This is a genomic window from Winogradskyella sp. ABM4_392 (assembly GCF_056160445.1).
On the sequence record NZ_JBSWXE010000001.1, the window covers coordinates 201,455 to 224,010 of the forward strand.

Annotated in this window: 24 protein-coding genes; 16 read left to right on the forward strand and 8 right to left on the reverse strand. The window is 32.9% G+C overall.

Annotation, left to right across the window (positions count from 1 at the left end):
- Positions 1–114: 114 nt before the first annotated feature.
- The 4 genes from ACXAFS_RS00725 to ACXAFS_RS00740 all read left to right on the forward strand — a co-directional run bounded on the left by ACXAFS_RS00725 (position 115) and on the right by ACXAFS_RS00740 (position 3,283).
- Complete coding sequence (locus ACXAFS_RS00725) at positions 115–843, forward strand: DUF3298 and DUF4163 domain-containing protein (RefSeq protein WP_475304648.1); 729 nt, start codon at positions 115–117, stop codon at positions 841–843.
- A gap of 68 nt (positions 844–911) precedes the next feature.
- Positions 912–1,265: an arsenate reductase family protein gene (locus ACXAFS_RS00730; RefSeq protein ID WP_475304650.1), complete on the forward strand. Its 354-nt coding sequence runs from the start codon at positions 912–914 to the stop codon at positions 1,263–1,265.
- The gene (locus ACXAFS_RS00735; protein ID WP_475304651.1) at positions 1,258–2,151 is read left to right on the forward strand and encodes a DMT family transporter; all 894 of its coding nucleotides are present in this window, start codon (positions 1,258–1,260) and stop codon (positions 2,149–2,151) included. Before ACXAFS_RS00730 ends, ACXAFS_RS00735 begins: the two co-directional genes overlap by 8 nt.
- A gap of 1 nt (position 2,152) precedes the next feature.
- Positions 2,153–3,283: a hypothetical protein gene (locus ACXAFS_RS00740; RefSeq protein WP_475304653.1), complete on the forward strand. Its 1,131-nt coding sequence runs from the start codon at positions 2,153–2,155 to the stop codon at positions 3,281–3,283.
- Positions 3,284–3,319: 36 nt separating this feature from the next.
- Here the strand turns inward: ACXAFS_RS00740 and ACXAFS_RS00745 are convergent, their stop codons facing one another.
- A complete protein-coding gene (locus ACXAFS_RS00745) occupies positions 3,320–3,796 on the reverse strand; it encodes a hypothetical protein (protein WP_475304654.1) in 477 nt (158 codons plus the stop codon).
- A 32-nt stretch (positions 3,797–3,828) separates the two neighbouring features.
- Positions 3,829–4,308 carry an acyl-CoA thioesterase gene (locus ACXAFS_RS00750; RefSeq protein ID WP_475304655.1) on the reverse strand — a complete coding sequence of 160 codons (480 nt, stop codon included), beginning with the start codon at positions 4,306–4,308 and terminating at the stop codon, positions 3,829–3,831.
- Positions 4,309–4,439: 131 nt separating this feature from the next.
- Here ACXAFS_RS00750 and ACXAFS_RS00755 point away from each other — a divergent pair, with 131 nt between their 5' ends.
- From ACXAFS_RS00755 to nadD, 3 genes are read left to right on the forward strand one after another with little or no spacing between them, the layout of a single operon-like run.
- Positions 4,440–5,297 carry a YicC/YloC family endoribonuclease gene (locus ACXAFS_RS00755; protein WP_475304656.1) on the forward strand — a complete coding sequence of 286 codons (858 nt, stop codon included), beginning with the start codon at positions 4,440–4,442 and terminating at the stop codon, positions 5,295–5,297.
- A 15-nt stretch (positions 5,298–5,312) separates the two neighbouring features.
- Entirely contained in the window at positions 5,313–5,903 is a 591-nt protein-coding gene (gene gmk, locus ACXAFS_RS00760; protein WP_475304657.1) for a guanylate kinase, read from the forward strand.
- A gap of 1 nt (position 5,904) precedes the next feature.
- The gene (gene nadD / locus ACXAFS_RS00765) at positions 5,905–6,483 is read left to right on the forward strand and encodes a nicotinate (nicotinamide) nucleotide adenylyltransferase (RefSeq protein ID WP_475304658.1); all 579 of its coding nucleotides are present in this window, start codon (positions 5,905–5,907) and stop codon (positions 6,481–6,483) included.
- Positions 6,484–6,503: 20 nt separating this feature from the next.
- Here nadD and ACXAFS_RS00770 read toward each other — a convergent pair whose 3' ends face one another.
- Genes ACXAFS_RS00770 through ACXAFS_RS00780 form a run of 3 tightly spaced genes read right to left on the reverse strand, consistent with a single transcriptional unit; the run spans position 6,504 to position 8,621 of the window.
- Positions 6,504–6,863, reverse strand: coding sequence for a YraN family protein (locus ACXAFS_RS00770; protein WP_475304660.1), 360 nt, complete (start codon positions 6,861–6,863; stop codon positions 6,504–6,506).
- 56 nt (positions 6,864–6,919) lie between these two features.
- Positions 6,920–7,945, reverse strand: a complete 1,026-nt coding sequence (locus ACXAFS_RS00775; protein WP_475304661.1) for a S66 peptidase family protein — start codon at positions 7,943–7,945, stop codon at positions 6,920–6,922.
- Positions 7,946–7,994: 49 nt separating this feature from the next.
- Positions 7,995–8,621: a hypothetical protein gene (locus tag ACXAFS_RS00780; RefSeq protein ID WP_475304662.1), complete on the reverse strand. Its 627-nt coding sequence runs from the start codon at positions 8,619–8,621 to the stop codon at positions 7,995–7,997.
- Between the two features lie 108 nt (positions 8,622–8,729).
- On the opposite strand from ACXAFS_RS00780, the gene metG reads away from it, so the two are divergent.
- The 3 genes from metG (at position 8,730) to ACXAFS_RS00795 (ending at position 14,211) form a co-directional block, all read left to right on the forward strand.
- Positions 8,730–10,796 carry a methionine--tRNA ligase gene (metG, locus tag ACXAFS_RS00785; RefSeq protein ID WP_475304663.1) on the forward strand — a complete coding sequence of 689 codons (2,067 nt, stop codon included), beginning with the start codon at positions 8,730–8,732 and terminating at the stop codon, positions 10,794–10,796.
- A gap of 147 nt (positions 10,797–10,943) precedes the next feature.
- Complete coding sequence (locus ACXAFS_RS00790; protein ID WP_475304664.1) at positions 10,944–13,289, forward strand: hypothetical protein; 2,346 nt, start codon at positions 10,944–10,946, stop codon at positions 13,287–13,289.
- Positions 13,290–13,308: 19 nt separating this feature from the next.
- Positions 13,309–14,211, forward strand: coding sequence for a histone deacetylase family protein (locus ACXAFS_RS00795; RefSeq protein WP_475304666.1), 903 nt, complete (start codon positions 13,309–13,311; stop codon positions 14,209–14,211).
- Here ACXAFS_RS00795 and ACXAFS_RS00800 read toward each other — a convergent pair.
- Genes ACXAFS_RS00800 through ACXAFS_RS00810 form a run of 3 tightly spaced genes read right to left on the reverse strand, consistent with a single transcriptional unit; the run spans position 14,208 to position 17,969 of the window.
- Complete coding sequence (locus ACXAFS_RS00800; protein WP_475304667.1) at positions 14,208–16,502, reverse strand: TonB-dependent receptor plug domain-containing protein; 2,295 nt, start codon at positions 16,500–16,502, stop codon at positions 14,208–14,210. The two genes, ACXAFS_RS00795 and ACXAFS_RS00800, sit on opposite strands and share 4 nt — an antisense overlap.
- Positions 16,486–17,397 carry a FecR family protein gene (locus ACXAFS_RS00805; protein WP_475304668.1) on the reverse strand — a complete coding sequence of 304 codons (912 nt, stop codon included), beginning with the start codon at positions 17,395–17,397 and terminating at the stop codon, positions 16,486–16,488. Before ACXAFS_RS00805 ends, ACXAFS_RS00800 begins: the two co-directional genes overlap by 17 nt.
- A gap of 47 nt (positions 17,398–17,444) precedes the next feature.
- The gene (locus ACXAFS_RS00810; RefSeq protein ID WP_475304669.1) at positions 17,445–17,969 is read right to left on the reverse strand and encodes an RNA polymerase sigma factor; all 525 of its coding nucleotides are present in this window, start codon (positions 17,967–17,969) and stop codon (positions 17,445–17,447) included.
- A gap of 107 nt (positions 17,970–18,076) precedes the next feature.
- Here ACXAFS_RS00810 and ACXAFS_RS00815 point away from each other — a divergent pair, with 107 nt between their 5' ends.
- From ACXAFS_RS00815 to ACXAFS_RS00840, 6 genes are read left to right on the forward strand one after another with little or no spacing between them, the layout of a single operon-like run.
- Positions 18,077–19,144, forward strand: coding sequence for a hypothetical protein (locus tag ACXAFS_RS00815; protein WP_475304671.1), 1,068 nt, complete (start codon positions 18,077–18,079; stop codon positions 19,142–19,144).
- Between the two features lie 7 nt (positions 19,145–19,151).
- Entirely contained in the window at positions 19,152–19,538 is a 387-nt protein-coding gene (locus ACXAFS_RS00820; RefSeq protein ID WP_475304672.1) for an OB-fold protein, read from the forward strand.
- A 10-nt stretch (positions 19,539–19,548) separates the two neighbouring features.
- The gene (locus ACXAFS_RS00825) at positions 19,549–20,703 is read left to right on the forward strand and encodes a T9SS type A sorting domain-containing protein (protein WP_475304674.1); all 1,155 of its coding nucleotides are present in this window, start codon (positions 19,549–19,551) and stop codon (positions 20,701–20,703) included.
- 56 nt (positions 20,704–20,759) lie between these two features.
- Complete coding sequence (locus tag ACXAFS_RS00830) at positions 20,760–21,614, forward strand: DUF5777 family beta-barrel protein (RefSeq protein WP_475304675.1); 855 nt, start codon at positions 20,760–20,762, stop codon at positions 21,612–21,614.
- Between the two features lie 13 nt (positions 21,615–21,627).
- Positions 21,628–21,990, forward strand: coding sequence for a hypothetical protein (locus tag ACXAFS_RS00835; RefSeq protein WP_475304677.1), 363 nt, complete (start codon positions 21,628–21,630; stop codon positions 21,988–21,990).
- A gap of 11 nt (positions 21,991–22,001) precedes the next feature.
- Positions 22,002–22,550, forward strand: coding sequence for a YceI family protein (locus ACXAFS_RS00840; RefSeq protein WP_475304678.1), 549 nt, complete (start codon positions 22,002–22,004; stop codon positions 22,548–22,550).
- Positions 22,551–22,556: the final 6 nt, after the last annotated feature.

The following is a 22,556-nucleotide window of genomic DNA, read 5'->3' on the forward strand; positions in this document are numbered from 1 at the left end:
ATTTCTAAATGGTTTATCTTAATCGTGGTAACTTTACAGAAACAAGATTCTTTAAGGCATAACAAATTTAATCTATAATTCGTTCTTAAATAAGCACTACAATACCTTTAATGAATGATTAACAAAAATCACATTTCGCTTTTATTTCTATACTTAGCTTTATTTTTTTCATGTAGTAATGAAACTAAGACTATAAGTTTTGAAAACAATTCATATGAAAATCATTACGAAGCCGATATTTCTGTTTCTATCGATGAAGCTATTGGTAATAGTGAAGTGAGCAAGATTATAAACTTCAAAATAAAAGAAGCCATAATTTCAACACTAAGTGATGTCACAAAAAAAACAAGTCTAGAGTCTGTCTTAGAAGATTTTGATGCTGAATTCATAACTTTCAAAAAGCAATTTCCTGAAGCATCTCATCCTGCTTGGGAACTACACATAGAAACCGAAAAGGTATATCAGTCAGAAGAAATCATAACTTTATCCATTAACACCTATGAGTTTAAAGGTGGTGCTCACGGAAATGATAAAATTAAGTTTTTAAATCTTAATGCTAATACAGGTGAGGTCTACAAGCTCAATGATATCCTAGACAATTCAGACGGTTTTAAAGCACTTGCTAAAGACTATTTTTTAAAATCTATCGATGCAGATGAAGAAAACAATCAAATAGAAGATTACTTTTTTGGGAAACCATTTCAGTTACCTGAAAATATTGGCTTTAGTGACGATGGTTTAGTATTCTTATACAATGTGTATGAAGTTGCTTCTTACGACCAAGGTTATACAGAGTTTGTTATTCCGTTTGATGCGGCTGCCTCTTATCTAAAAGTTAAGTAAGCATTCTATAAATAATCGTATTAAAAGTCCGTTCTTTGCAACGCTATAAATACAAGCTCAAAAACGCTATGAAAAAAATCTATCATCTAAGTACTTGTGACACTTGCAAAAGAATAATTAATGAACTTAACCTACCAGAGGATTTTCAGTTTCAAGATATAAAGACCGAAGCTATTACAGAAAAACAAGTTGAGGAAATGCGCTGCCTAACTAACAGTTACGAAAGTCTCTTTAGCAAACGTGCAAGACTTTATAAAGAATTAGATTTAAAGAACAAATCTCTAACAGAAGATGATTATAAAAACTACATACTAGAGCACTATACATTTCTTAAAAGACCTGTAATAATTTTTAATGATACTATTTTTATTGGCAACTCTAAAAAAGTAGTTGAAACAGCTAAAAAAGCGATACATGAATAGCAGAAAATATGCTTTGGCAGCATTGTTTGCAGTTCAGCTTATTTATGGTCTTAACTATACCATTGCCAAAACCGTAATGAATGAAAATTACATTAAACCTTTCGGTTTTGTTCTTTTGCGTGTTATTGGTGCCACTGCCCTATTTTGGTTAGTAAGTTTCTTTTTTCCTAAAGAAAAAATTGAAAAAAGAGATTACATTAAGTTTTTTGTTGCAGCTATTTTTGGCGTTGTAATTAATCTATTGTTCTTTTTTAAAGGCTTAGAATATACATCACCAATTCATGCTTCTGCTATAATGACTATAATACCAGTTATTATTCTGGTGTTATCATCTTACTTTTTAAAAGAAAAGATTACAGCTATAAAAATTGTTGGCATCATTGTAGCACTTTGTGGTGCTCTTGTTTTAACCATATATGGTAAATCCGGAAGAGCAGGAGATAATGTTCCTCTTGGTAATTTACTTATTTTACTTAATGCCATATCTTATAGTATTTATGTTATTCTTATTAAAAAACTAACCGAAAAATACCACCCTTTCACCTTTATAAAATGGCTGTTTTTAATTGGGTTGATTATACTTATACCTTTTGGCTATACAGAATTAACTGAAGTTCAATGGCAATCATTTACACCTTATATTACATTCTCTGTAATCTTTGTTGTTGTTGGCGCAACCTTTGGTACTTATCTATTAAACCCATACGCACTTAGTCAGCTAAAAGCTTCAACAGTAGGTATTTTTATTTACCTTCAACCTGTTATAGCAGCACTTTTTGCATTAGCAGTTGGTGCGGATTTTATAGATGCCATAAAAATCGGAGCTATGGTTCTTATTTTTACAGGTGTTTATCTGGTATCTGTAAAGCGAAAACAAAAAAAGTAGTTTGTCTCTTAATTCCGAAATATTTAAAACTGTTGACTCTATTCCTAAATCCTATTGGGAGAGCCTCAATTGTACAAACAATATTTATTATTCGCCAGAGTTTTTAAAGGCATTTGAATTTGCCAACAGAGATATTGAGTTTAATTATATTTTTATTTTAAAAGACGGCGAAGCTGTAGCTTTTGCTAACACTCAGATTGTAACCATTGGAATAGAAACTATTACCAAAAACATTGCTATGTCTCATAAATTGAGAAACATAGTAAACAACCTGTTTTGCAATAATCACATCAGAGTATTGTTTTGTGGCAATGTGTTTTTAAGTGGAGAATATGGTACATTTTTAAAGGAAGGAGAACCAAAGGTGGAAACTTTTAAAGCCATTGCAAAAGCTGTAAAAAAGCTCTATCGCTGCAAACGCCTTAGTACTGTTTTTATTAAAGATTTTGAAGACGAATCTCTCTACATTACAGATCATTTAAAGGCTTTTGATTATGCTTCGATGCATGTAGAGCCTAATATGATTATTTATCTTGATTCTGCATGGAAATCTTTTGAAGATTATACTTCAGCTTTAAAGTCTAAATACAGAGTGAAAGCCAATAGAGCTGATACAAAAAGTGACGTTTTAGAATCTAAACTCTTAAGTGAAGAAGACATCAAAATGTACTTAGATGAGCTACAAGCTTTATATCAAAACACAATAGATAATGCAGATTTTAATGCTCAGATACTAAACCTAAACACCTATACTCAACTAAAAAATACTTACAAAGACAATTTTATTGTTAAGGGTTATTTTGTGGGTGGAAAGCTTGTAGGCTTCTTGTCTGCAATGCAAAATGGTGACCATCTTGATGCGCATTTTATTGGTATAGACTATTCAAACAATAAAGAATATGCAATCTATCCTAGAATTTTAAATGACTATGTTCGCTTAGGAATAGAAACTAAATCCTCTCAAATAAATCTTGGCAGAACAGCTTCTGAAATTAAGAGTACACTTGGCGCACAACCCAAGACTTTAACCTGTTATTGCAGGCATAAATATGGTTTACCGAATAAAATCCTTAAGCCCTTTATAAAAAATGTTCATATAAAAACATTCAAGCAACATCAACCTTTTAAGTAATGTGTTTGCCTTTTCAACTCAAACTTACAATTCTATTTATTGATGATATCTAAGTTTTTCAACCTCAATTGATTTATCAATTTCATTCATTAAATCTTCTATTAAAAAATGATGGAATCTTCTAATAGAAATTCTTTTATCATATAAACTATCGCCAGATATTTTTATATCAAGGCTTAGTCCATCAAAACCTTCATTTATATATTCTCTTTTTAATGTATCTAACCGCTTGTTTTTTAAAAAAGAAAATAATCTATCCGCGTTTTCTTCTTGCAGTTTAGTTGAGTAAAGTAATTTATTCTTGCAGTTTTCGAAATCACAATTATAGTGAATATGAAGGCTATCCTTACTTACGTTGTATGTTAACCAGTGACCATTCGAACCGTCAAAATTTCTTATTTGAATATTAAAATCACCTACTTTTGTATTCTTTTGACAAGCTATTATCAAAACAAAAAAATTAAAAAATAATGCTTTTTTAATTACCATTTTCATTTTAGAAATATAGCTCATTTATTAATTTTTTGTTTTTATGATATAACAATCTATAAGTTCACATTCTTCGGTCTCACACCATGTTTCCTAGTATCTTCTTTGGTAAGCACTTTATAGTTTTCAGACTTAGGAAATGTATGTGCCAACTTTAATAATTCGTCTGGCAAAGCAGTCAGTTTTCTAGCTTTTAAATCTATCCAAGCACCTTGCATTTCGCAGTAGGCTAAATTCTCACCTTTATGGTTATAAAAATTATGTTCAAACATAAAAAGCATTCCATCTTCACTCAAACCAGACACTTCAATAGTAACCGTAATTGGCGTACCAATAAAGGACTCTTTAAAATAGTACATATGCTCATAGAATACTACAGGTCCAATATTATGCTTCATAATTTCTGGCATAGAAAAGCCTTGTTCGCTAAAAAAAGACATCCTTGCATGACTCATAAAATTAGTATACGCAGAATTGGCTAAGTGACCATTGGCATCAACATCGCTCCAGCGGATTTCAAATTGTTTTTTGTACATGGTAAATTTTTGGTTTTGGTAAACAAAGTTAACAAACCTTATTATGCATGCATAAGAGTTTCTAAAAAATTTAAAATAATTTCAGAACCGTTGATTTTTGTACCTTTGCCCAACTTTAATCGCATCTTTTAATGATACAATCCATGACTGGTTATGGGAAATCAGTTTTACAACTCCCAACCAAAAAAATATCTATAGAACTAAAATCACTTAACAGTAAGAATTTAGACGTTAATGCACGAATGCCCTCTATGTATCGTGCTAAAGAATTAGATATAAGAAAACTTCTGGCTAAACATTTGGTTAGAGGAAAGGTAGATTTTTCGCTTTATGTTGAAATTACTGGTGAAGATACCAGTTCTAAAATCAATAAAACAGTAGTAAAAGAATATATTAAACAACTGAAAGATGTGGTTGATGGAGATGACGTAGAGTTATTAAAAATGGCTGTTCGCTTACCTGATGCAGTGACTACAGAACGTGACGATATTGACGAAGAAGAATGGTTGAAAATTGCGGAAGGTATTAATGAAGCTATATCTAAAATTGTAATTTATAGAGAAGACGAAGGAGCAATTTTAAAACAAGATTTTACGGATAGAATTTCAACGCTAAAAGAATTGCTAGACAAAGTTATTGCAATGGATCCGGAGCGTATTGAAGGTGTTAGAGCGCGTTTAGAAAAAGGTGTTGCGGACATTAAGGAGAAAGTTGATGAAAATCGATTTGAGCAAGAACTGGTTTACTACATAGAAAAGTTTGACATCACTGAAGAAAAAGTAAGGTTAGACAACCATTTAGATTACTTCATTAAAACTTTGAATTCTGACGATTCTAACGGAAAAAAACTTGGTTTTATCTCTCAGGAAATTGGTAGAGAAATCAACACTATTGGTTCAAAATCTAATTATGCACCTATGCAAAAGCTCGTGGTGCAAATGAAAGATGAGCTTGAAAAAATAAAGGAACAGTTATTGAATGTGCTTTAATTAAAAACAAATTACGTGTCTAAAGAAGAATTAAAAAAACAAGGCAAGCTTATTGTATTTTCAGCACCTTCAGGTTCTGGCAAAACCACAATTGTTCGTCATTTATTAAAACAACCAGAATTAAATTTAGAGTTTTCAATATCTGCAACATCTCGTGATGCTCGTGGCAACGAAGTGCATGGTAAGGATTATTACTACTTATCATTAAAAGAATTTAAAAACAAAATTAAAAACGATGAGTTTTTAGAGTGGGAAGAAGTTTACAGAGATAATTTTTACGGCACACTAAAAGCTGAAGTTGAGCGCATTTGGGCAAAAGGAAAGCATGTGATTTTTGATATTGATGTCTCTGGTGGACTACGCATAAAACGAAAATTCCCAGAGCAAACTCTTGCTGTGTTTGTAAAACCACCCGATTTAAATGAACTGGTAAGACGTCTAAAAGATCGTGGTGAAGAAAGTCCAGAAAAAATAAGCATGCGTGTTGCTAAAGCACCTGCAGAGTTAGCAACTGCTCCACTTTTTGATGAAATTGTAGTTAACTCTAATTTAGACGAAGCTCTAGAAAATGCTTATAAGTTAGTATCTGATTTTATAAACAAATAGCATGAAGGTTGGTTTATATTTTGGTACATTTAACCCAATACACATTGGTCATTTAACAATTGCAAACCACCTTGCTGAACACAGCGATTTAGACCAAATTTGGTTTGTAGTCACTCCTCAAAGTCCATTTAAGAAAAAGAATAGCCTGCTAGATAATCGACAACGCTATGAAATGGTTTATCGAGCGACTGAAAGCTATTTAAAATTAAAACCTAGCGATATAGAATTTGGATTAAAACAGCCCAACTATACCATAGACACACTTATATATCTTGAAGAGAAATTTCCTGATTATGAATTTGCCTTAATAATGGGAGAAGACAATTTAAAGAGCTTTCATAAATGGAAAAACTATGAGTTAATACTAGAGAATTATAGCGTTTATGTATATCCTCGTATATCTGAAGGCAAAACAGATACGCAGTTTAAAGATCACCCGAAAATTCATCATGTAGATGCGCCTATTATGGAATTATCTTCAACATTTATAAGACATTCTATTAAAGAAGGTAAAAACGTTCGTCCTATGTTACCGCACTCAGTTTGGGAATACATTGACGAAATGAATTTTTACAAATAAAATTCCACATTTCTCAGGAACTAGAAATGATAAAAAGCATTTTCTAAATGCTCAATCTTGTAGGCTTTGTTCTCTTTAACAATGGCGATAATATCGAATCTAACCTCAACATCTAGGTCGTTTTCAGTTACATATTCGTCAACTGCTTTTACGAGGTTTTTTATTTGTTTTGGCTTTACAAAATCTTGAGGATTACCAAAATCTAACGAACTTCTTGTTTTTACTTCAACAATCGCCAAAATATCACCTTTTTGAGCAATAATATCTACTTCGGCTTTATCGAAACGATAATTTCGCTCTACAATATTGTAGTTTCTTTCCAATAGAAAATCAACTGCTAATTGTTCGCCTTTTTTACCAAGTTCGTTGTGTTGTGCCATTTTATTCCTGCGAAAGCAGGAATCTCAATCCAGCTTTCTTCGTATTAAAACACTTCTTATTTATAAAACAAACTACTCTTTTCCTTCCCAACCTTCAACTCCACTTCTCTACCCAGCACTAATGCTCTATTATCTTTCTCATGTCCAGCTGGCATATTAAAAGCTATTGGAAAATCGTAGCCTTTAAGAGCATCTAAAATCAATTGCTCTATAGAAGTTCCCCAAAGCGTTGTGTTTTTTCTCAACTTAGACATATCTCCAACAATAACTCCTTTGCAATTATCAAAATAACCTGCACGTTTCATACTTTGTAGCATTCTATCAATATGATATTTATACTCACCTATTTCTTCAATAAAAAGAATTTTACCTTCGGTATCTAAACTTGTATCAGAACCCAGCATAGCATGCAACATGGTTAAATTTCCACCAATCAATTGGCCTGTTGCTTCACCTACTCTGTTATATTTAGAACCATCTAAAACATAATTTTCAGGATTACCGAACAGAGCAGCTTTAAAGGTATCTACAGATGTTTGTACTTCAGTAATATCTTGAGTTAGACTCACACACATTAACGCATGAAGGGACTCAAACCCTTGATTATGCAACTGATTATGTAGTGCCGTAATGTCACTATAACCTATAACCCATTTAGGCTTTTCTTTAAACTTTGTATAATCTAACTTATCTAAGATTCTCACGGTGCCATAACCACCTCTTGCACACCAAATAGCACTTACCGAAGGGTCATCCATTACATTTTGTAAATCCTGACAGCGCTCGTCATCTGTACCTGCAAAATGATCGGCTTTGCTAAACACATGCTTTCCTACAATAACATTTAAATCCCAACTTCTTAACATACTATCTGCCTGTTTAATTTCACGTTCTCTGTTTTTTAGTATTCCTGAAGGTGCTACAATAGCAACAGTATCACCTGCTTTTAGGTAGGCAGGTCTTATAAGTTTATTATTGGTCATTTTAAATGAATTATCCGTTTGATTTTGAGTATAACCATATTGTATTATACCTAAACTAAGTGTAAAATAAAGAAGTAGTATTGAGTTTTTTAAATCCATGAAAACTGCTTTTTGTAAAGATAAAGGTATTGTTTTAACCAAAACCATTTTAATATACCTTATGCCAACCTAAACCAAAGGTTAATCCTAAACCAAAGTAGCTTTCTTTACCTAAGCTTCCGAATAATTTTATTCCTATAGATCTTGATAAAGCCGTTGGTTTACCTACAGGAATCAATGCATAAAACACTCTATATCTCGATTTTTTTCGTTTAAAAAACTTGAATGATACTTCATAAGGAAAAGCTATATAATTAAGACTTGACCTTATACGATTCCCTTCAACCTCTTTTCTATAAACCGCTGTATTTGTTGAAATTCCTCCAGAAAAACTCAATGAAGAACCATCAAAAATTAATCTTCTTCCATAAAGAAATGCATACTCTGTAAAAGAGTTTCCTTGAACATAAGCTGGAAAAATTAATGCATTAGAAATCCCTCTGTTTCTTTCTTTATTCTTAGAAGCTAAGTAATTATTTCTAAATGTAAACAGATTTCCTTTTGACTGATAATTTAAGCTGTAACCAACAACAAGACCATCTGCGCTTCCATTACCAAAACCCAAAACTGTTTCGATGTAGGCTATTGGGTTTTCTTTCCCCTTTTCTTTAGTCTCTTGAGCATAAGCTAAAGTGGCACAAAAAATTGCACCAATGATTAAATTAATTTTTTTCATTGCTTTTCTTTCAAAACTAAATAAAAAAAGGTTCAATTTAAAGTTAGAGACCATTATGTTTCAATACAAAAACTTAATAGTTATTTTTGCTGATTAAACTAAGTATTTATGTCAAAGAGATATACCATCACAGCTGCTTTACCATATACCAATGGCCCAATACATATTGGTCATTTAGCAGGTGTTTATGTGCCAGCAGATATTTATTCGAGATATTTAAGATTAACAGGTAATGATGTTGCTTTTATATGTGGAAGTGATGAGCATGGTGTTCCTATTACAATAAAAGCAAAAAAAGAAGGTGTAACACCACAGGATATTGTAGATAAGTATCATGCTATCATTAAAACTTCATTTGAAGATTTTGGTATTTCTTTTGACAACTATTCACGTACCTCAGCGAAAATTCACCACGATACAGCTTCAGAATTCTTTAAAACGCTTTATGATAAAAATGAGTTTGTAGAAGAAGTGTCTGAACAGTTATACGATGCTGAAGCCAATCAGTTTTTAGCAGACCGTTTTGTAATTGGTACGTGCCCAAAATGTGGCTACGAAGAAGCTTATGGAGACCAATGTGAAAACTGCGGAACAAGTCATAACGCAACAGATTTAATTAATCCGAAGTCTGCAATTACAGGCAACACACCAACTTTAAAAGAAACCAAACATTGGTTTTTACCTTTAAATAAACACGAAGATTTTCTAAGAGAATGGATTTTAAAAGGTCATAAAAAAGACTGGAAACCTAACGTTTACGGCCAAGTAAAATCTTGGATAGATGATGGACTACGTCCTAGAGCAGTAACCAGAGATTTAGATTGGGGAATTCCTGTGCCTGTAGAAGGTGGAGAAGGCAAAGTGCTTTATGTTTGGTTCGATGCACCTATTGGCTACATCTCTGCCACCAAAGAATGGGCTGCACGTGTAGGCAAAAACTGGGAAGATTACTGGAAAGACGAGGACACCAAACTGGTACACTTTATTGGTAAGGATAATATTGTGTTTCACTGCATCATTTTCCCATCAATGCTAAAGGCTGAAGGCTCTTACATTCTACCAGAAAATGTGCCTGCTAACGAGTTTTTAAATTTGGAAGGCAATAAACTTTCAACTTCAAAAAACTGGGCCGTTTGGTTACCAGAGTATTTAGAAGATTTTCCAAATCAGCAAGATGTTTTGCGTTATGCATTAACGGCTAATGCACCAGAAACTAAGGATAATGATTTTACATGGAAAGATTTCCAAGCCAGAAACAACAATGAGTTGGTGGCTATTTTTGGTAATTTTATTAATCGTGTTGCTGTACTAACCAATAAATATTACAGCGGAGAAATTCCGCATCCGGCAGAATTTAAAACTATAGACGAAGAAACCTTGGCAGCTGTTAAAGCGTATCCTGCAGTAATTGCAAGCTCTATTGAGCGTTACCGTTTTAGAGAAGGTAGCCAGGAATTAATGAATTTGGCACGTCTCGGAAACAAGTATTTAGCAGACGAAGAGCCTTGGAAAACCATAAAAACAGACGAAGAGCGTACTAAAACCGTAATGTTTGTCGCTTTACAAATTGCTTCGGCTTTAGCTGTGTTAAGTGAACCGTTTTTACCGTTTACGTCTGATAAATTGAAATCAATTTTAAACCATTCTGAACTTGATTCTGAATTGACTTGGGAAGACATTTCAACAACAGACGTTTTACTTCCTGCAGGTCACAGCATTCAATCCGGAAAACCAGAATTATTATTTTCTAAGATTGAAGATGATACCATACAAAAGCAATTAGATAAGCTTGAAGCTAGTAAAAAAGCCAACGAAGCTGCTAACAAAAAAGTAGAGCCTCAAAAAGAGGAAATTACTTTTGATGATTTTACAAAATTAGACCTTCGAGTTGGTACCATTTTAGAGGCTGAAAAAATGCCAAAAACTAAAAAATTACTGGTTTTAAAAGTCGACACTGGTATCGATACACGTACTATTGTTTCTGGTATTGCAGAAAGTTTTTCACCAGAAGATGTCATCGGCAAACGTGTTACTGTTTTAGTCAACTTAGCACCAAGAAAACTGCGAGGTGTAGAGAGCCAAGGTATGATTTTAATGACCGAGGATGAACATGGAAATTTGGTGTTTGTAAACCCTGATATTGAAGGTGTCTCTAATGGATTAAAGATAAGTTAAAGTCTTTCATTTATGGCCTGATTTTTGGTATTTTCTATAGGTTTTAAATATTTATATCTCCTAAATTACGTTGCCATGACGATTAACCCTCTCCAAAAATGTATTTATATCAGCTTTTTACTATTTGCTTTTTGTTCTCAATCTTTGATGTCTCAAAACGATATTGATGGTATTACAGAAGCTTATGAGGATTATGTAAATCTGCCAAGAGAAGTTGTTTATTTACACCTTAACAAAACCACTCTTTTTGTAGGAGAATCTCTTGGTTTTACAGCATACGTTCTAAATAAAAACGACAAAAAACCGTCATTACAGACTAAAAATCTTTATGTAACCATTGAGGATAACAACCAAAAAATCATTAAGCAAAAAATGGTAATGGTAGATAACGGAGTGGCATCCAATATTTTTGAAATAGATTCCCTTTTTTCTAACAAAACCTACACGATAAAGGCCTATACCAATTGGATGAAAAACTTCAACGAAAACAATTTCTTCGTCGAAAGTTTTAAAGTTGAAAGTATTGAAACCTACCAATCTAAAAATAACACTGCAACCACTATTGATATCGATGCTCAGTTTCTGCCCGAAAGTGGGCATTTGCTCCATGGTGTAGAAAATGCAATAGGTGTGGTTATTAAAGACCGTAATGGCTATGGTTTAGATTCGGCACTTGGTGAAGTTGTGGATAAGAACGGCACAGTTATCACAACATTTAAAACCAATCAATTTGGTATCGGTAGTTTTCCGTTTATTCCAGAATATGGTTCTAACTATTCTATTAATGTTAACCATGAGGATAAGTCGTATCAGTTTCAGCTCAATCAAGTTATAAAAAAACAAGGTATAATCCTTTCGGTAAAGCGCTTTAAAAACAAGTTCTTAGTCAGTGCCAAAACCAATGACAAAACTTTCAATACTATTAAAAACAAACGCTATTCGTTGTTCTTGCATAATGGTGATAATTATGACCTAATGGATATTTATTTTACAGACGAACCTACTGTTACCAAAACTTTGGAATTAGAAGGCAGTCCTGGTATCAATATCTTAACCTTATTTGACGACAACAACACACCAATTGCAGAACGTTTAACCTTTAACTATAACGGAATTAACGTAATTTCTTCAGAAAGCTCACCATCAATAACCCAAGAATTAGATTCGTTAAGTATAAAACTAAACTTTGGGAGCTTAGATCCTCTAGGCACTCATAACATTAGCGTATCTGTACTGCCACAACAAACACAATCATACAACAGATCTCATAACATCATCAGTTACAATTTTTTACACCCTTATCTTAATGGCCCTATTGAAAACGCCAAATACTATTTTACGGACATTACAGAAAAGAAAAAATACGAGTTAGATAATCTACTACTTACCCAAGGTTGGAGTAGTTACGACTGGAATTCTATCTTTAATAATCCACCCGATCTAAATTTTGATTATGAGCAAGGCATAATACTAAAGGCCAACTATGCCTCTAGCAATACCAATGAGAGTGGCCAGCCCAATGATTTAATGTACCATTTTAATGAAAGTGGATTCTTGTTAGCAGAAGCCGATACTAACAGCCAAAGCTACATCATAAAAAACTTGTTTCCAGAAGAGAATCAAAACATCAGTTTGTCTGAAGTCGCCAATTCAAAAGGCTTAAAACCTGCTCATATATACCCTCAGTTTTTCCCAAGAGAAATACCCGACTTCAAAACAGATTACACAAGGGAAATTAAGCCAGCTATTGAAATAGAAACGGAGCCTGACTATGTAAGTAATGTTGTTTTTGATAACTCGGAAAAAGTTGAAAAATTAGATGAAGTTGTAGTGAAATCTAGTCCTTATAAAGAACAACTAAAAAGAAGGGGTGAGTTAAGTAGAGGAAGATTTGGTAGAGTAAGTGTAGTTAGTGAAGAAGATGAAAAACAGTACTTTACACTTTGGAATTACCTCTCTTTCAAGGCATGGCAACTTTTAGATCCAAGAGAGTATGGTCCTAACGGTCCTAGAAATAATGTTGGTGTAGATACTTTGGGCATGATGAGTCCCTCTTCCGTAAATTTTTATTTAGACGATATGTTGTTGGCAGACCTTGCTATATTAGATCCAATTCTTATTGAAGATGTTGATTTTATTGAGGTTAATAGGTTTGGTCTGGGCGAAGGTTTTCGAAGTCCAAGAGGCTCTATTAAAATCTACACCAAAGACCCTAAAAGAGTCAAGGCACCTAAAAATATGACTAAAACGTATTCCTTTCCCTTAACATTTAGTAGCAGAAAAAAATTTTACACTCCTAAGTATAAGTATTATGAGGATGATTTCTACAGCCACTATGGTGTAATTGATTGGAAACCTAATCTAAGAGTAGATAGCAATGGACAAGTTTCATTTAAAATAGAAAAACCTCAAGTACAAATAACCTTGTTTATTGAGGGAATCACAAATGATGGCACGTTTATTTTTGAGGAAAAATCGATATCATTAAATTAGACGGAAAATTGTCTAGTCAATGCTCAAAATAGCATACCACCCAATCTATAAACATCCATTACCAAAAGGACATCGTTTCCCAATGGAGAAATATGAATTATTACCACAGCAGCTACTCCACGAGGGTACTTGTAGTGACAATAATTTTTTTAAGCCTGAAAAACCAAATGACAAATACATTCTGGCTGTACACACAACAGAGTATTATTACGATTTGGTAAATGTTACTTTAGACCAACGTGCCGCGCGTAAAATAGGATTTCCCCTAAGCGAGGTTTTAGTTGAACGTGAGGTCATCATTGCAGATGGCACCATAAAAGCAAGTGAATATGCCCTAAAACATGGTATAGCAATGAACATTGCAGGTGGAACTCATCACGCCTATACCGATCGTGGTGAAGCATTTTGTTTACTCAACGACCAAGCAATTGGTGCACGATATCTTCAGAAAAAAGGATTAGCAAAAAAGATTCTTATTGTAGATTTAGATGTGCATCAAGGTAACGGTACCGCAGAAATTTTTCAGAATGATGATTCTGTATTTACATTTTCTATGCATGGTAAAAGTAACTATCCTTTTAAAAAAGAGTTGAGCGATTTGGATATTGCATTAGATAACGACACTAACGATAATACCTACCTCAATATTCTAAAAGATACACTTCCTAAACTTATAGACGAGCAACAACCAGATTTTATCTATTATCTTTCAGGTGTAGATGTTATTGCTTCAGATAAATTAGGAAAACTCGGCATGAGTGTAGAAGGCTGTAAAGAACGTGACCGTTTTGTTTTACAAACCTGCAAAGACCAAAGTATTCCTGTAATGTGTAGTATGGGAGGAGGATACTCAGCAGACATAAAAATCATTGTAAATGCCCATGCTAACACCTACCGATTAGCTCAAGAAATTTTCTTTTAAAAATTAACTCTAAAAACCAGATTAGGTGTAATTCCTAAAGATTGCTGTTGAACTTCTGTTACAACATCATTATTAGTGCGATAAAAACTATTTATAGTGTTTTCACGATTTAAAAGATTCCATACAGAAAGTCCTAGATTAGCACTGGTAACTGAGCTTAATCTAAAATTATACAATGCCGAAACATCTACCCTTAGATAGTCTTTAAGTTCAGACGAATTAGTGCTGTTGTAATTAATTTCGCCATTACTAAGTTCATTTCCTTCAACAGGAGTTGTTGTTGGTCTGCCAGAATTCCAATTTAAACCTGCGGACACTTTTAACTTACCTGAAGTGTAATTTGTACCAAGCGTAATAGCATGCCTAATATCGTAATTACTAGGAAAAGTAGCCTCTGGTAAATCGCTAAATGTATAATCGCTATTCATAAACGAGTAGCTAAGCCACGAATTGAAATTATTTAAACGCTTTCTAACTATAAAATCGAGACCTCTTACTTCGTTAAATCCACTTGTTCTTACAAATTCATATTGATTTTGAAATCCTTGGCTTTGCGTGGTTATCCCTTTTATCTTCTTGTAATACCCTTCTGCACTTATTAACCAACCACTTTTATTGTAAGACAAACCCAACGATGCTTGCCGACTTTGTATTACAGGAATATCGTTGTCGTTAGACAACTGCCATCTACGTTTTTCTATACCTAAAAAATCATTCTGAAAATTTATAATTTGAGAACTATTTTGGTGTTTAAATTCTCCTAAAACTTCTACAGAAAAGAAGTCTATAAACTTATGAGAAAAACTTAATCTTGGTTCTAACAAATGTTTGCTAAACTTGTCTATGTAATTATACCTTAAGCCATACGTAAGATTAGTCTTTTTATCATTAGATTTATAAGAAAGTTGCGAAAACACACCATGCGTTCTCACCACCTCAGACACCAATAACTTAAAACGTGGTACATCTACATCGTCTAAATTTGTCATTTTTGTTTCTACAAAATGGTAACCACTAAGTAATTGTAGCTTATTATTAAACTTATGATTTACCTTAAGTTTTGCACTGGTTTCAGATATCTTATTTTCTTGTAGAAATCGCTGCGAATCTAAGAGATTAGCATTAATAGATTTTAGCTTATAATCTGTTTCGTAAGCTTCAAAAACGGTTTGCCATTTTGTGTTCCAAACCTTAGAATACGAAATTGCACCAGCAATACTATGTTGAGACAGGCTACTTTCTCTGGAATCCTCAATAGCATTTACTGTGGTATTCTCATTAAAAACCAACTCATTAGTTGCGTTTATAAAATTGACTCTTAATATTTCGTTTTTATTTATCTTATAAATCCAACGTAAGGACGCATCATAAAAATCGAAAGTTTTATCAGAGTTTGTAATACTCATGGTATTATTTTCTACTTCTGTGTCTTGCGATATACGCTCAAAAAAATTGTTATAGGTAGGAGTCTCAGTAAAATCGCTCAAAGCTTTTCTGGCCGCAACTTGCAATGACGATTTTCTGCTAATAGGCACATCTACAAAGCCATTGGCATCAATAAAATTCACACCAATGTTTCCATTAAAAGCTTCATTAATACTTTTCTCGGTTTCCATAGAAATTGTTCCTGAAACACCATCTGTAAACTCTGTGGGTGACCCATTTTTGGTTAAAGAAACGCGTTGTGTTATCTGAGGATTAAACATGGAAATAAGGCCGAAAAAATGACCGGATTGATACATTTTTATATCATCCCACAGAATTAAATTCTGGTCGTTAGATCCACCTCTTATATTAATGTTAGAAACCGTTTCATTAATACTTTGTATGCCAGGAAACGCTTGTACAGCTTGTAAAACATCTGTTTCTACTAAACCAGGTAAGATGTCAAATTCAGAAACTTTAATTTCAAAAGAACCATTGCTTAGCTTGTTGATTCCTTTTACAATGTAACCAGACACCATTACTTCTGATAGTTTTTGCAAATCAAAAGCTGGATTGTTAGCTATAACCAAAATCATATTATCTTCAGTAATTTGATACTGAAAATCGGTTTGAATTTCCAGATAGTTCAATACTTCTTTTAAGGATAGCGTACTTTTTGGTGGTTTAATTAAAATACCAGAAACAGTATCTTCGGCAAAATTAAACTGAACTTTATAGCGCTGTTCTAATAATGATAAAATTTCGGACAAGGATTGCTTGCTCTCAGTCTCTTGCGAAAAGGCACAGAAAGAAAAACTAAAACTAAGAAGTAGTACTAGTATGTACTGCTTAATCTGTATCGCCATAAATTAGCACTTGGTTAGATGAACTAATTTTATAGGTTAAACTCATAGGCTGAGTTATGGCAGAAAGGGCATTTTCTAAATTTTTGTGAGTAAATCCACCAGAAAACAATCGCGTTGTTTTAGTGTCTTTAAAAGTTACTTTTACATTAAATTGGCGCTCTAACTCAGAGACAACTTCTTTTAAAGGAACAGCTTTAAAGCTACTTCTATTTTCAACCCATTCTGGCTGGATAACTTCTACCTTATCTTGACTAAATTTATTGTTTAAAATACGGTATGTATCTCCTGCCAACAATTGTCTTGTAATTGTATCTGATGAGACTTTAACAATACCTTCGTAGCATACAACTTCAAAATAATCTGGTCTTGCTTTTACATTAAACTCAGTACCAACAACCGTTACAACACCTTGTTTTGTTATAACATCAAATGTTTTTCCTTTGGCTACTTTAAAATAAGCTTCGCCTTCTAAATTTAGCTGTCTATTATCGTACCACGATTCTTTATCATATGTAATTTCTGAATCTGCATTCATCATTACACGAGACAAATCAGGAAGTGTTATGGTGGTTTTTTTAGCTATTTGAGTGTGTTGTTCAACCATGCTATCATTCATAAACATGGTAAAATAAATTGCTAAGCCTATAACCAAAACACTTGCAATTCTTAAAGCTGGTTTTAGCCAGTTAAGACGTTTTACGGATGATCTTACTTTATACTTTGCTTTAAATGTTTCAAAATTGTCAATCTTTGAAAATTCTGAAGCTTTAAAGTACTTAGCTTTATCAATAATTTCTTGATTGAAGGCAAAGTCTTCTCGCTTACTAAATGCGTCTTTCTCAGCATCTGTAAGTTCATTATTCAACCATTTTTTTAATAAATCGTCTTCAATCATAAATTTACTCCTTAAACATATAACAACTCAGGTTTCAATTCTCCTGATTATTTTATTTTAAAATTTTCAAGCTCTTTTTTCAAAATATTAAAAGCGGTATAAATCCTATATTCCACCACCTTTTGCGTAACACCTAACATCTCTGCAATCTCACTATGTTTTTTTCCTTCAACCTTACTTAATAAAAAAGCTACGCGTTGTTCTTCCTTTAAACTAGCCAGTACATTTTTATACTTTTCCAGATATTGATCTTGCTCTAAGATAAACTCAGGCGTTTCGTTTGTGTAATGTTTGGGCTTAACCTTTTGATGATTTAAAACCACTTTTTGGTGCTTAATTTCGTTAAGCATCAAATTATTTGCAACCGTAAACAAGAAAGACTTTGCCTTAGCAAAAGTTACTTGCTTACAATTATCCCACAATTTTATAAAAGCTTCTTGTGCTTTATCTCTAGGATTATATTGAGCGCCATATTTATAGTATAAAAAGTTGTGTACGTCATCTGAGTATTTATTGTAAACACGCTCAAATGCTGCTTCTTCACAGATATTTTCATTAAGGCTTTTTGGCAAGGCTAAATAGTTTATGTAAAGGTATATAAATATTTTTTTTGAAAAAGTTCAGTAGTTTTTAAAAGTGAGTTGTTATATATTAAATGGCAATAAAAAAATAAGCCATCATGAAACTAAAAACACTATTAATTCTATTAATTACAACTTCAATTCTATTTTCTTGTAGAAAGGAAGAGACTGAGTTTATCCAAACACCAGAGGATGAAATTTTAGAAGCAAATTCTAATATTTCTGCATTAATAGAGAGAATGACCTCTAATGATGGGTCACTAGATAATATTGTAGATAGAGCTAATTGTTTTAATATCGCTTTTCCGTATACAGTCATTGTAAATGGTGTTAACGTTGAGGTGAACTCTCTAGAAGATTATGCCGTTATTGAGTGTGTTTTTGACCAATCGGACTCAGACACAGACACTTTAGATATCTCATTCCCTATTACTATTGTTTTAAGTGATTTCTCAGAAGCTACAATTAATAGTTTAGCAGAATTCAATACTTACACCAATAATTGTAATGGTGAGGATGAAGCAGATAACGATATTGAATGTATAGATTTTAATTATCCTATAGAAGTTTCGATTTTTAATCCCAATAATGAGTTGTTAGATACCAACACCATTGAAACTGACAATGAACTTTTCAGCTTTGTTGGAAGCCTTAATAATGACACCATTACAACCTTTAATTTTCCTATTTCGGTTACACTTTCTGATGGTTCTGAAACCAACATAACTAATTTTGAAGTGTTAGAATCAGTCATCCAAAATGCCATTGACACATGTGATGAAGATGATGATTACGATTACTCTGATGATGATTGTGATGATTGTAACATTTCTGATATAGAAGACTTACTTGTCAATTGTTCTGATTGGAATGTTAATCGATTAAAACGTAATGCTATAGACTACGATAGTAATTATGAAGGCTATGATTTTAATTTCTTCAACGATGGAACCATGTCTGTATTTTGGAATACTACTACAGTTTATGGAACATGGACAGCTTCAGGCTCAAATAATAATTTAGAGATAATAATTGACGTGCCTGCTTTACCATTATGTAATAACAATTGGATTCTGCAAGAGATTAAAAACTGCACTAATGATACTGAAATTAATCTTATTGTAGGTGGAGATGATAGGCTACAATACTTCAACAACTGTAACTAAGAAAACTATGAAACGTAATTGGATAGCTTTAATAATTGTTTTAATAATAACTGCCGTTATAGGCTATAATTACATCTATCAAGACCATAGAGATATTGAAAACGAGAAAGCTGAATTTTCAATGTCTTCAAACGAGATTGCTAACAAATTTATTGATAATACACCTGCTGCAGAACAAAAGTTTTTAAACAAAACCATTGAGGTTTCAGGATTAATAACAGACATAAATAGTAATGACATTACCATTGATGATAAAATATTCTGTCAGTTCTCTAACAATCTTGAAACCTCAGTAGATAAAAACGAAAACATAAAAATAAAAGGACGTGTCATTGGTTATGATGATTTATTAGAACAAATAAAATTAGACCAGTGCACTATTATTAACCAATAAATTAAAAATCATGAAAAAGAATTACCTTCTTAAAACAACAGCTTTATTAGCATTAGCTTTATTATGTTTTTCTAGTTTAAGTGCTCAAGTAAGAATTGCTAAACTAGATCCAGCTACAAATTCTGTAACACTAAAAAACTACGGTAGTGCAAACGTCCCTATATCAGGATATTGGTTTTGTAACTTCCCTGCTTATGGACAAGTAAGTTCTATGACTTCTGTTACCAGTTTAGATCCAGGTGAAGAAGTAAATATTGCAAGCTCTATAAACTTTGCGGTAGCAGATGGTGAATTTGGGCTATACAATACAAATAGCTTTGGCTCTTCTACTGCAATGGAAGACTACATGCAATGGGGAAGTGCAGGTCACCAAAGAGAGTCTGTTGCTGTTGCTAAAGGTATTTGGACCGCTGGCACTTTTATAAATCTTGCTGCACCTTTTGCTTATAGTGGATCAGGTACAGAAAATGGTGCTGATCAATGGATAACATTTAGAAGTGTTAGAATTTCTAAGCTAGACCCAAGCACCAATTCTGTTGCTCTTAAAAATTTCGGATCATCAACTGTAAATATTTCAGGGTATTGGTTTTGTAATTTTCCTGCCTACGGTCAGGTAAGTTCTATGACTAGTACTGTAATGTTAAATCCTGGTGAAGAAATAAATATTGCAAGCTCAGTTAATTTTGCTGTTGCTGATGGTGAATTTGGACTTTATAACACTAATAGTTTTGGGTCTTCAAGTGCATTGGAAGATTACATACAATGGGGAAATGCAGGTCACCAAAGAGAATCTGTTGCTGTTGCTAAAGGAATTTGGGACGCTGGCACTTTTATAAATGTAGCACCTCCTTTTGAATATACTGGTAATGGTTCGCAAGATGGAGTTGCTTTTTGGAGTACGCTAGGTATTGAAGATTTTGAGCAAGTCGGCAATATAAAACTATATCCAAACCCTTCAAATTCCATTCTTAATATAACTGCTCAAAATGCTGGTACAAATGGGACTATAGAAATCTATAGTATTGTTGGGAAAAAAGTATTGAGCCAAAAACTAGAATTAAGTGAAGCGACAAAAATTGATGTCTCTGATTGGGATAGTGGTTTGTACTTGGTTAAAATTTTATCTGATACTGGAGAAGAAACCAAACGATTTGTAAAGCAATAATTTATAAAAATTTCTACTAAGAAATAATCTGAATTACATAATTTAATTACTTAAAAATGAGATACTTACTTATGCTCATCATGCTATTTGCATGTCAAATTTCAAGTGCTCAAGGAGATGACTTATTGAGTGAAATTGACACTGATTCTGTTGGAGATCAATATGCATCCGCAGCTTTCAAAGGTCTGAAAATCGTAAACTTTGAATCTACAAAACTTGTTGCAAAAAAAGAATTAACCTTTATTGTTTCGCACAGATTTGGTAGCATAGAAAATGGTTTTGATAGTTTCTTTGGGCTAGATGATGCTGTTACCAGACTAAACTTTGTTTATGGTATAAATGATGGAATAAATGTTGGTGTATCTCGTAGCTCATTTCAAAAAATTTATGAAGCATCTGCTAAATACAGACTAGTAAGACAAAAAGAAAATGGTTTTCCATTTACCATAGTTGCCTATAATTCAATTTTAATAAATACCGCATTAGAAAAAGAAAATTTACCAAAGTTAGAATTTAGGGATCGTCTTGGTTATACAGCGCAATTGCTTATATCCAAAAAAGTAAGTTCAAAATTGTCATTGGAAGTGGCACCAACATTTTTTCATGACAATTTTGTGGCTTATGACGAACAACACAACTCACAATACGCTATTGGTTTCGGAGGACGACAAAAATTAGGCAAGCGTTGGTCTATAAACTTAGATTACGGATGGCATCTTAACAGAGCTGATGGCTCACCTTTTAAAAATCCGCTTTCTATTGGTTTTGATTTAGAAACTGGAGGACACGTATTTCAAATGCATTTTTCTAACGCTCAAGCCATGAATGCCAATGGTTTTCTTGGTCAGGCCACAGGAGATTGGAGCGATGGTAACATCTATTTTGGATTTAACTTAAGTCGTGTATTTTAAAAAATTAGTAATTATGAAGTTTAAATACCTCTTATATTTTGCAAGCTTACTCTGTTTAACTAACTGTTCGTACAACAGTGAAGATGACTTAACAGAGGAAATTATTATTGAAGAATTTGTAACCTACGAAGACAATATCAAATCTATTATAGATACCAATTGTATTTCATGCCACAGTAGTCCACCTACAAATGGTGCGCCAATGTCATTAGAAACTTATGACGATGTTGTAGATGCTATAGAAAATAGAGATTTAATTGGCCGCATTTCTACCACAGATGCTGGTTTTGTAATGCCATTTGGAGGTCCAAGATTACCACAAAACTTAATAGATCTTGTTATTCAATGGGAACAGGAAGGTCTACTAGAAAACTAAAATAATACGTTATGAAAAAGATTATATTTTTAGCATTATTCTTTTTGAGCATAAATGCAATCGCACAAAGCAAATACCTAACCAAAACAGGGCAATTAAATTTTGAAGCCTCTGTACCTTCTTTTGAAGAAGTAGCTGCAAAAAACAATGCTGTTACTGCAATTTTAAATACTGAAAATGGAGAATTTGCAGCTTTAGCTTTAGTAAAAGGTTTTCGGTTTAAAAATGCTTTGATGGAAGAACACTTTAATGAAAATTATGCCGAATCTGATGAGCATCCAAAAGCTACTTTTAAAGGAAAGATAGATAGTTTGGATTTTGATGATTTAAGTAATGAAGAAAGTAAAACTTCAATTGATGGTTCATTAACATTTCATGGAGTCACAAAACAAGTTAAAGACATTCCTTTGACTCTAAAAAAGGAAGATGATAAAATTATGGTAACTGGTAGTTTTACAGTCTTGGTCTCAGATTTTGATATTGAAATCCCAAAAATTGTTGCCAACAAATTATCTAACGAAGTTGATATAGATTTTAGGTTTGAATTGGTTAAAAAATAGAATTCT

What these genes read in the sequence shown, in the direction of transcription:
- ACXAFS_RS00750 (WP_475304655.1), bottom strand. Translation starts at nt 4,308, where the DNA reads ATGTACAAAAAACAATTTGAAATCCGCTGGAGCGATGTTGATGCCAAT.
- metG (WP_475304663.1), top strand. Translation starts at nt 8,730, where the DNA reads ATGTCAAAGAGATATACCATCACAGCTGCTTTACCATATACCAATGGC.
- ACXAFS_RS00815 (WP_475304671.1), top strand. Translation starts at nt 18,077, where the DNA reads ATGAAACTAAAAACACTATTAATTCTATTAATTACAACTTCAATTCTA.
- ACXAFS_RS00820 (WP_475304672.1), top strand. Translation starts at nt 19,152, where the DNA reads ATGAAACGTAATTGGATAGCTTTAATAATTGTTTTAATAATAACTGCC.
- ACXAFS_RS00830 (WP_475304675.1), top strand. Translation starts at nt 20,760, where the DNA reads ATGAGATACTTACTTATGCTCATCATGCTATTTGCATGTCAAATTTCA.
- ACXAFS_RS00775 (WP_475304661.1), bottom strand. Translation starts at nt 7,945, where the DNA reads ATGGATTTAAAAAACTCAATACTACTTCTTTATTTTACACTTAGTTTA.
- ACXAFS_RS00800 (WP_475304667.1), bottom strand. Translation starts at nt 16,502, where the DNA reads ATGGCGATACAGATTAAGCAGTACATACTAGTACTACTTCTTAGTTTT.
- ACXAFS_RS00745 (WP_475304654.1), bottom strand. Translation starts at nt 3,796, where the DNA reads ATGAGCTATATTTCTAAAATGAAAATGGTAATTAAAAAAGCATTATTT.
- ACXAFS_RS00755 (WP_475304656.1), top strand. Translation starts at nt 4,440, where the DNA reads ATGATACAATCCATGACTGGTTATGGGAAATCAGTTTTACAACTCCCA.
- ACXAFS_RS00825 (WP_475304674.1), top strand. Translation starts at nt 19,549, where the DNA reads ATGAAAAAGAATTACCTTCTTAAAACAACAGCTTTATTAGCATTAGCT.
- ACXAFS_RS00725 (WP_475304648.1), top strand. Translation starts at nt 115, where the DNA reads ATGATTAACAAAAATCACATTTCGCTTTTATTTCTATACTTAGCTTTA.
- ACXAFS_RS00790 (WP_475304664.1), top strand. Translation starts at nt 10,944, where the DNA reads ATGTCTCAAAACGATATTGATGGTATTACAGAAGCTTATGAGGATTAT.
- ACXAFS_RS00805 (WP_475304668.1), bottom strand. Translation starts at nt 17,397, where the DNA reads ATGATTGAAGACGATTTATTAAAAAAATGGTTGAATAATGAACTTACA.
- ACXAFS_RS00840 (WP_475304678.1), top strand. Translation starts at nt 22,002, where the DNA reads ATGAAAAAGATTATATTTTTAGCATTATTCTTTTTGAGCATAAATGCA.
- ACXAFS_RS00735 (WP_475304651.1), top strand. Translation starts at nt 1,258, where the DNA reads ATGAATAGCAGAAAATATGCTTTGGCAGCATTGTTTGCAGTTCAGCTT.
- ACXAFS_RS00770 (WP_475304660.1), bottom strand. Translation starts at nt 6,863, where the DNA reads ATGGCACAACACAACGAACTTGGTAAAAAAGGCGAACAATTAGCAGTT.
- nadD (WP_475304658.1), top strand. Translation starts at nt 5,905, where the DNA reads ATGAAGGTTGGTTTATATTTTGGTACATTTAACCCAATACACATTGGT.
- ACXAFS_RS00780 (WP_475304662.1), bottom strand. Translation starts at nt 8,621, where the DNA reads ATGAAAAAAATTAATTTAATCATTGGTGCAATTTTTTGTGCCACTTTA.
- ACXAFS_RS00835 (WP_475304677.1), top strand. Translation starts at nt 21,628, where the DNA reads ATGAAGTTTAAATACCTCTTATATTTTGCAAGCTTACTCTGTTTAACT.
- ACXAFS_RS00730 (WP_475304650.1), top strand. Translation starts at nt 912, where the DNA reads ATGAAAAAAATCTATCATCTAAGTACTTGTGACACTTGCAAAAGAATA.
- ACXAFS_RS00795 (WP_475304666.1), top strand. Translation starts at nt 13,309, where the DNA reads ATGCTCAAAATAGCATACCACCCAATCTATAAACATCCATTACCAAAA.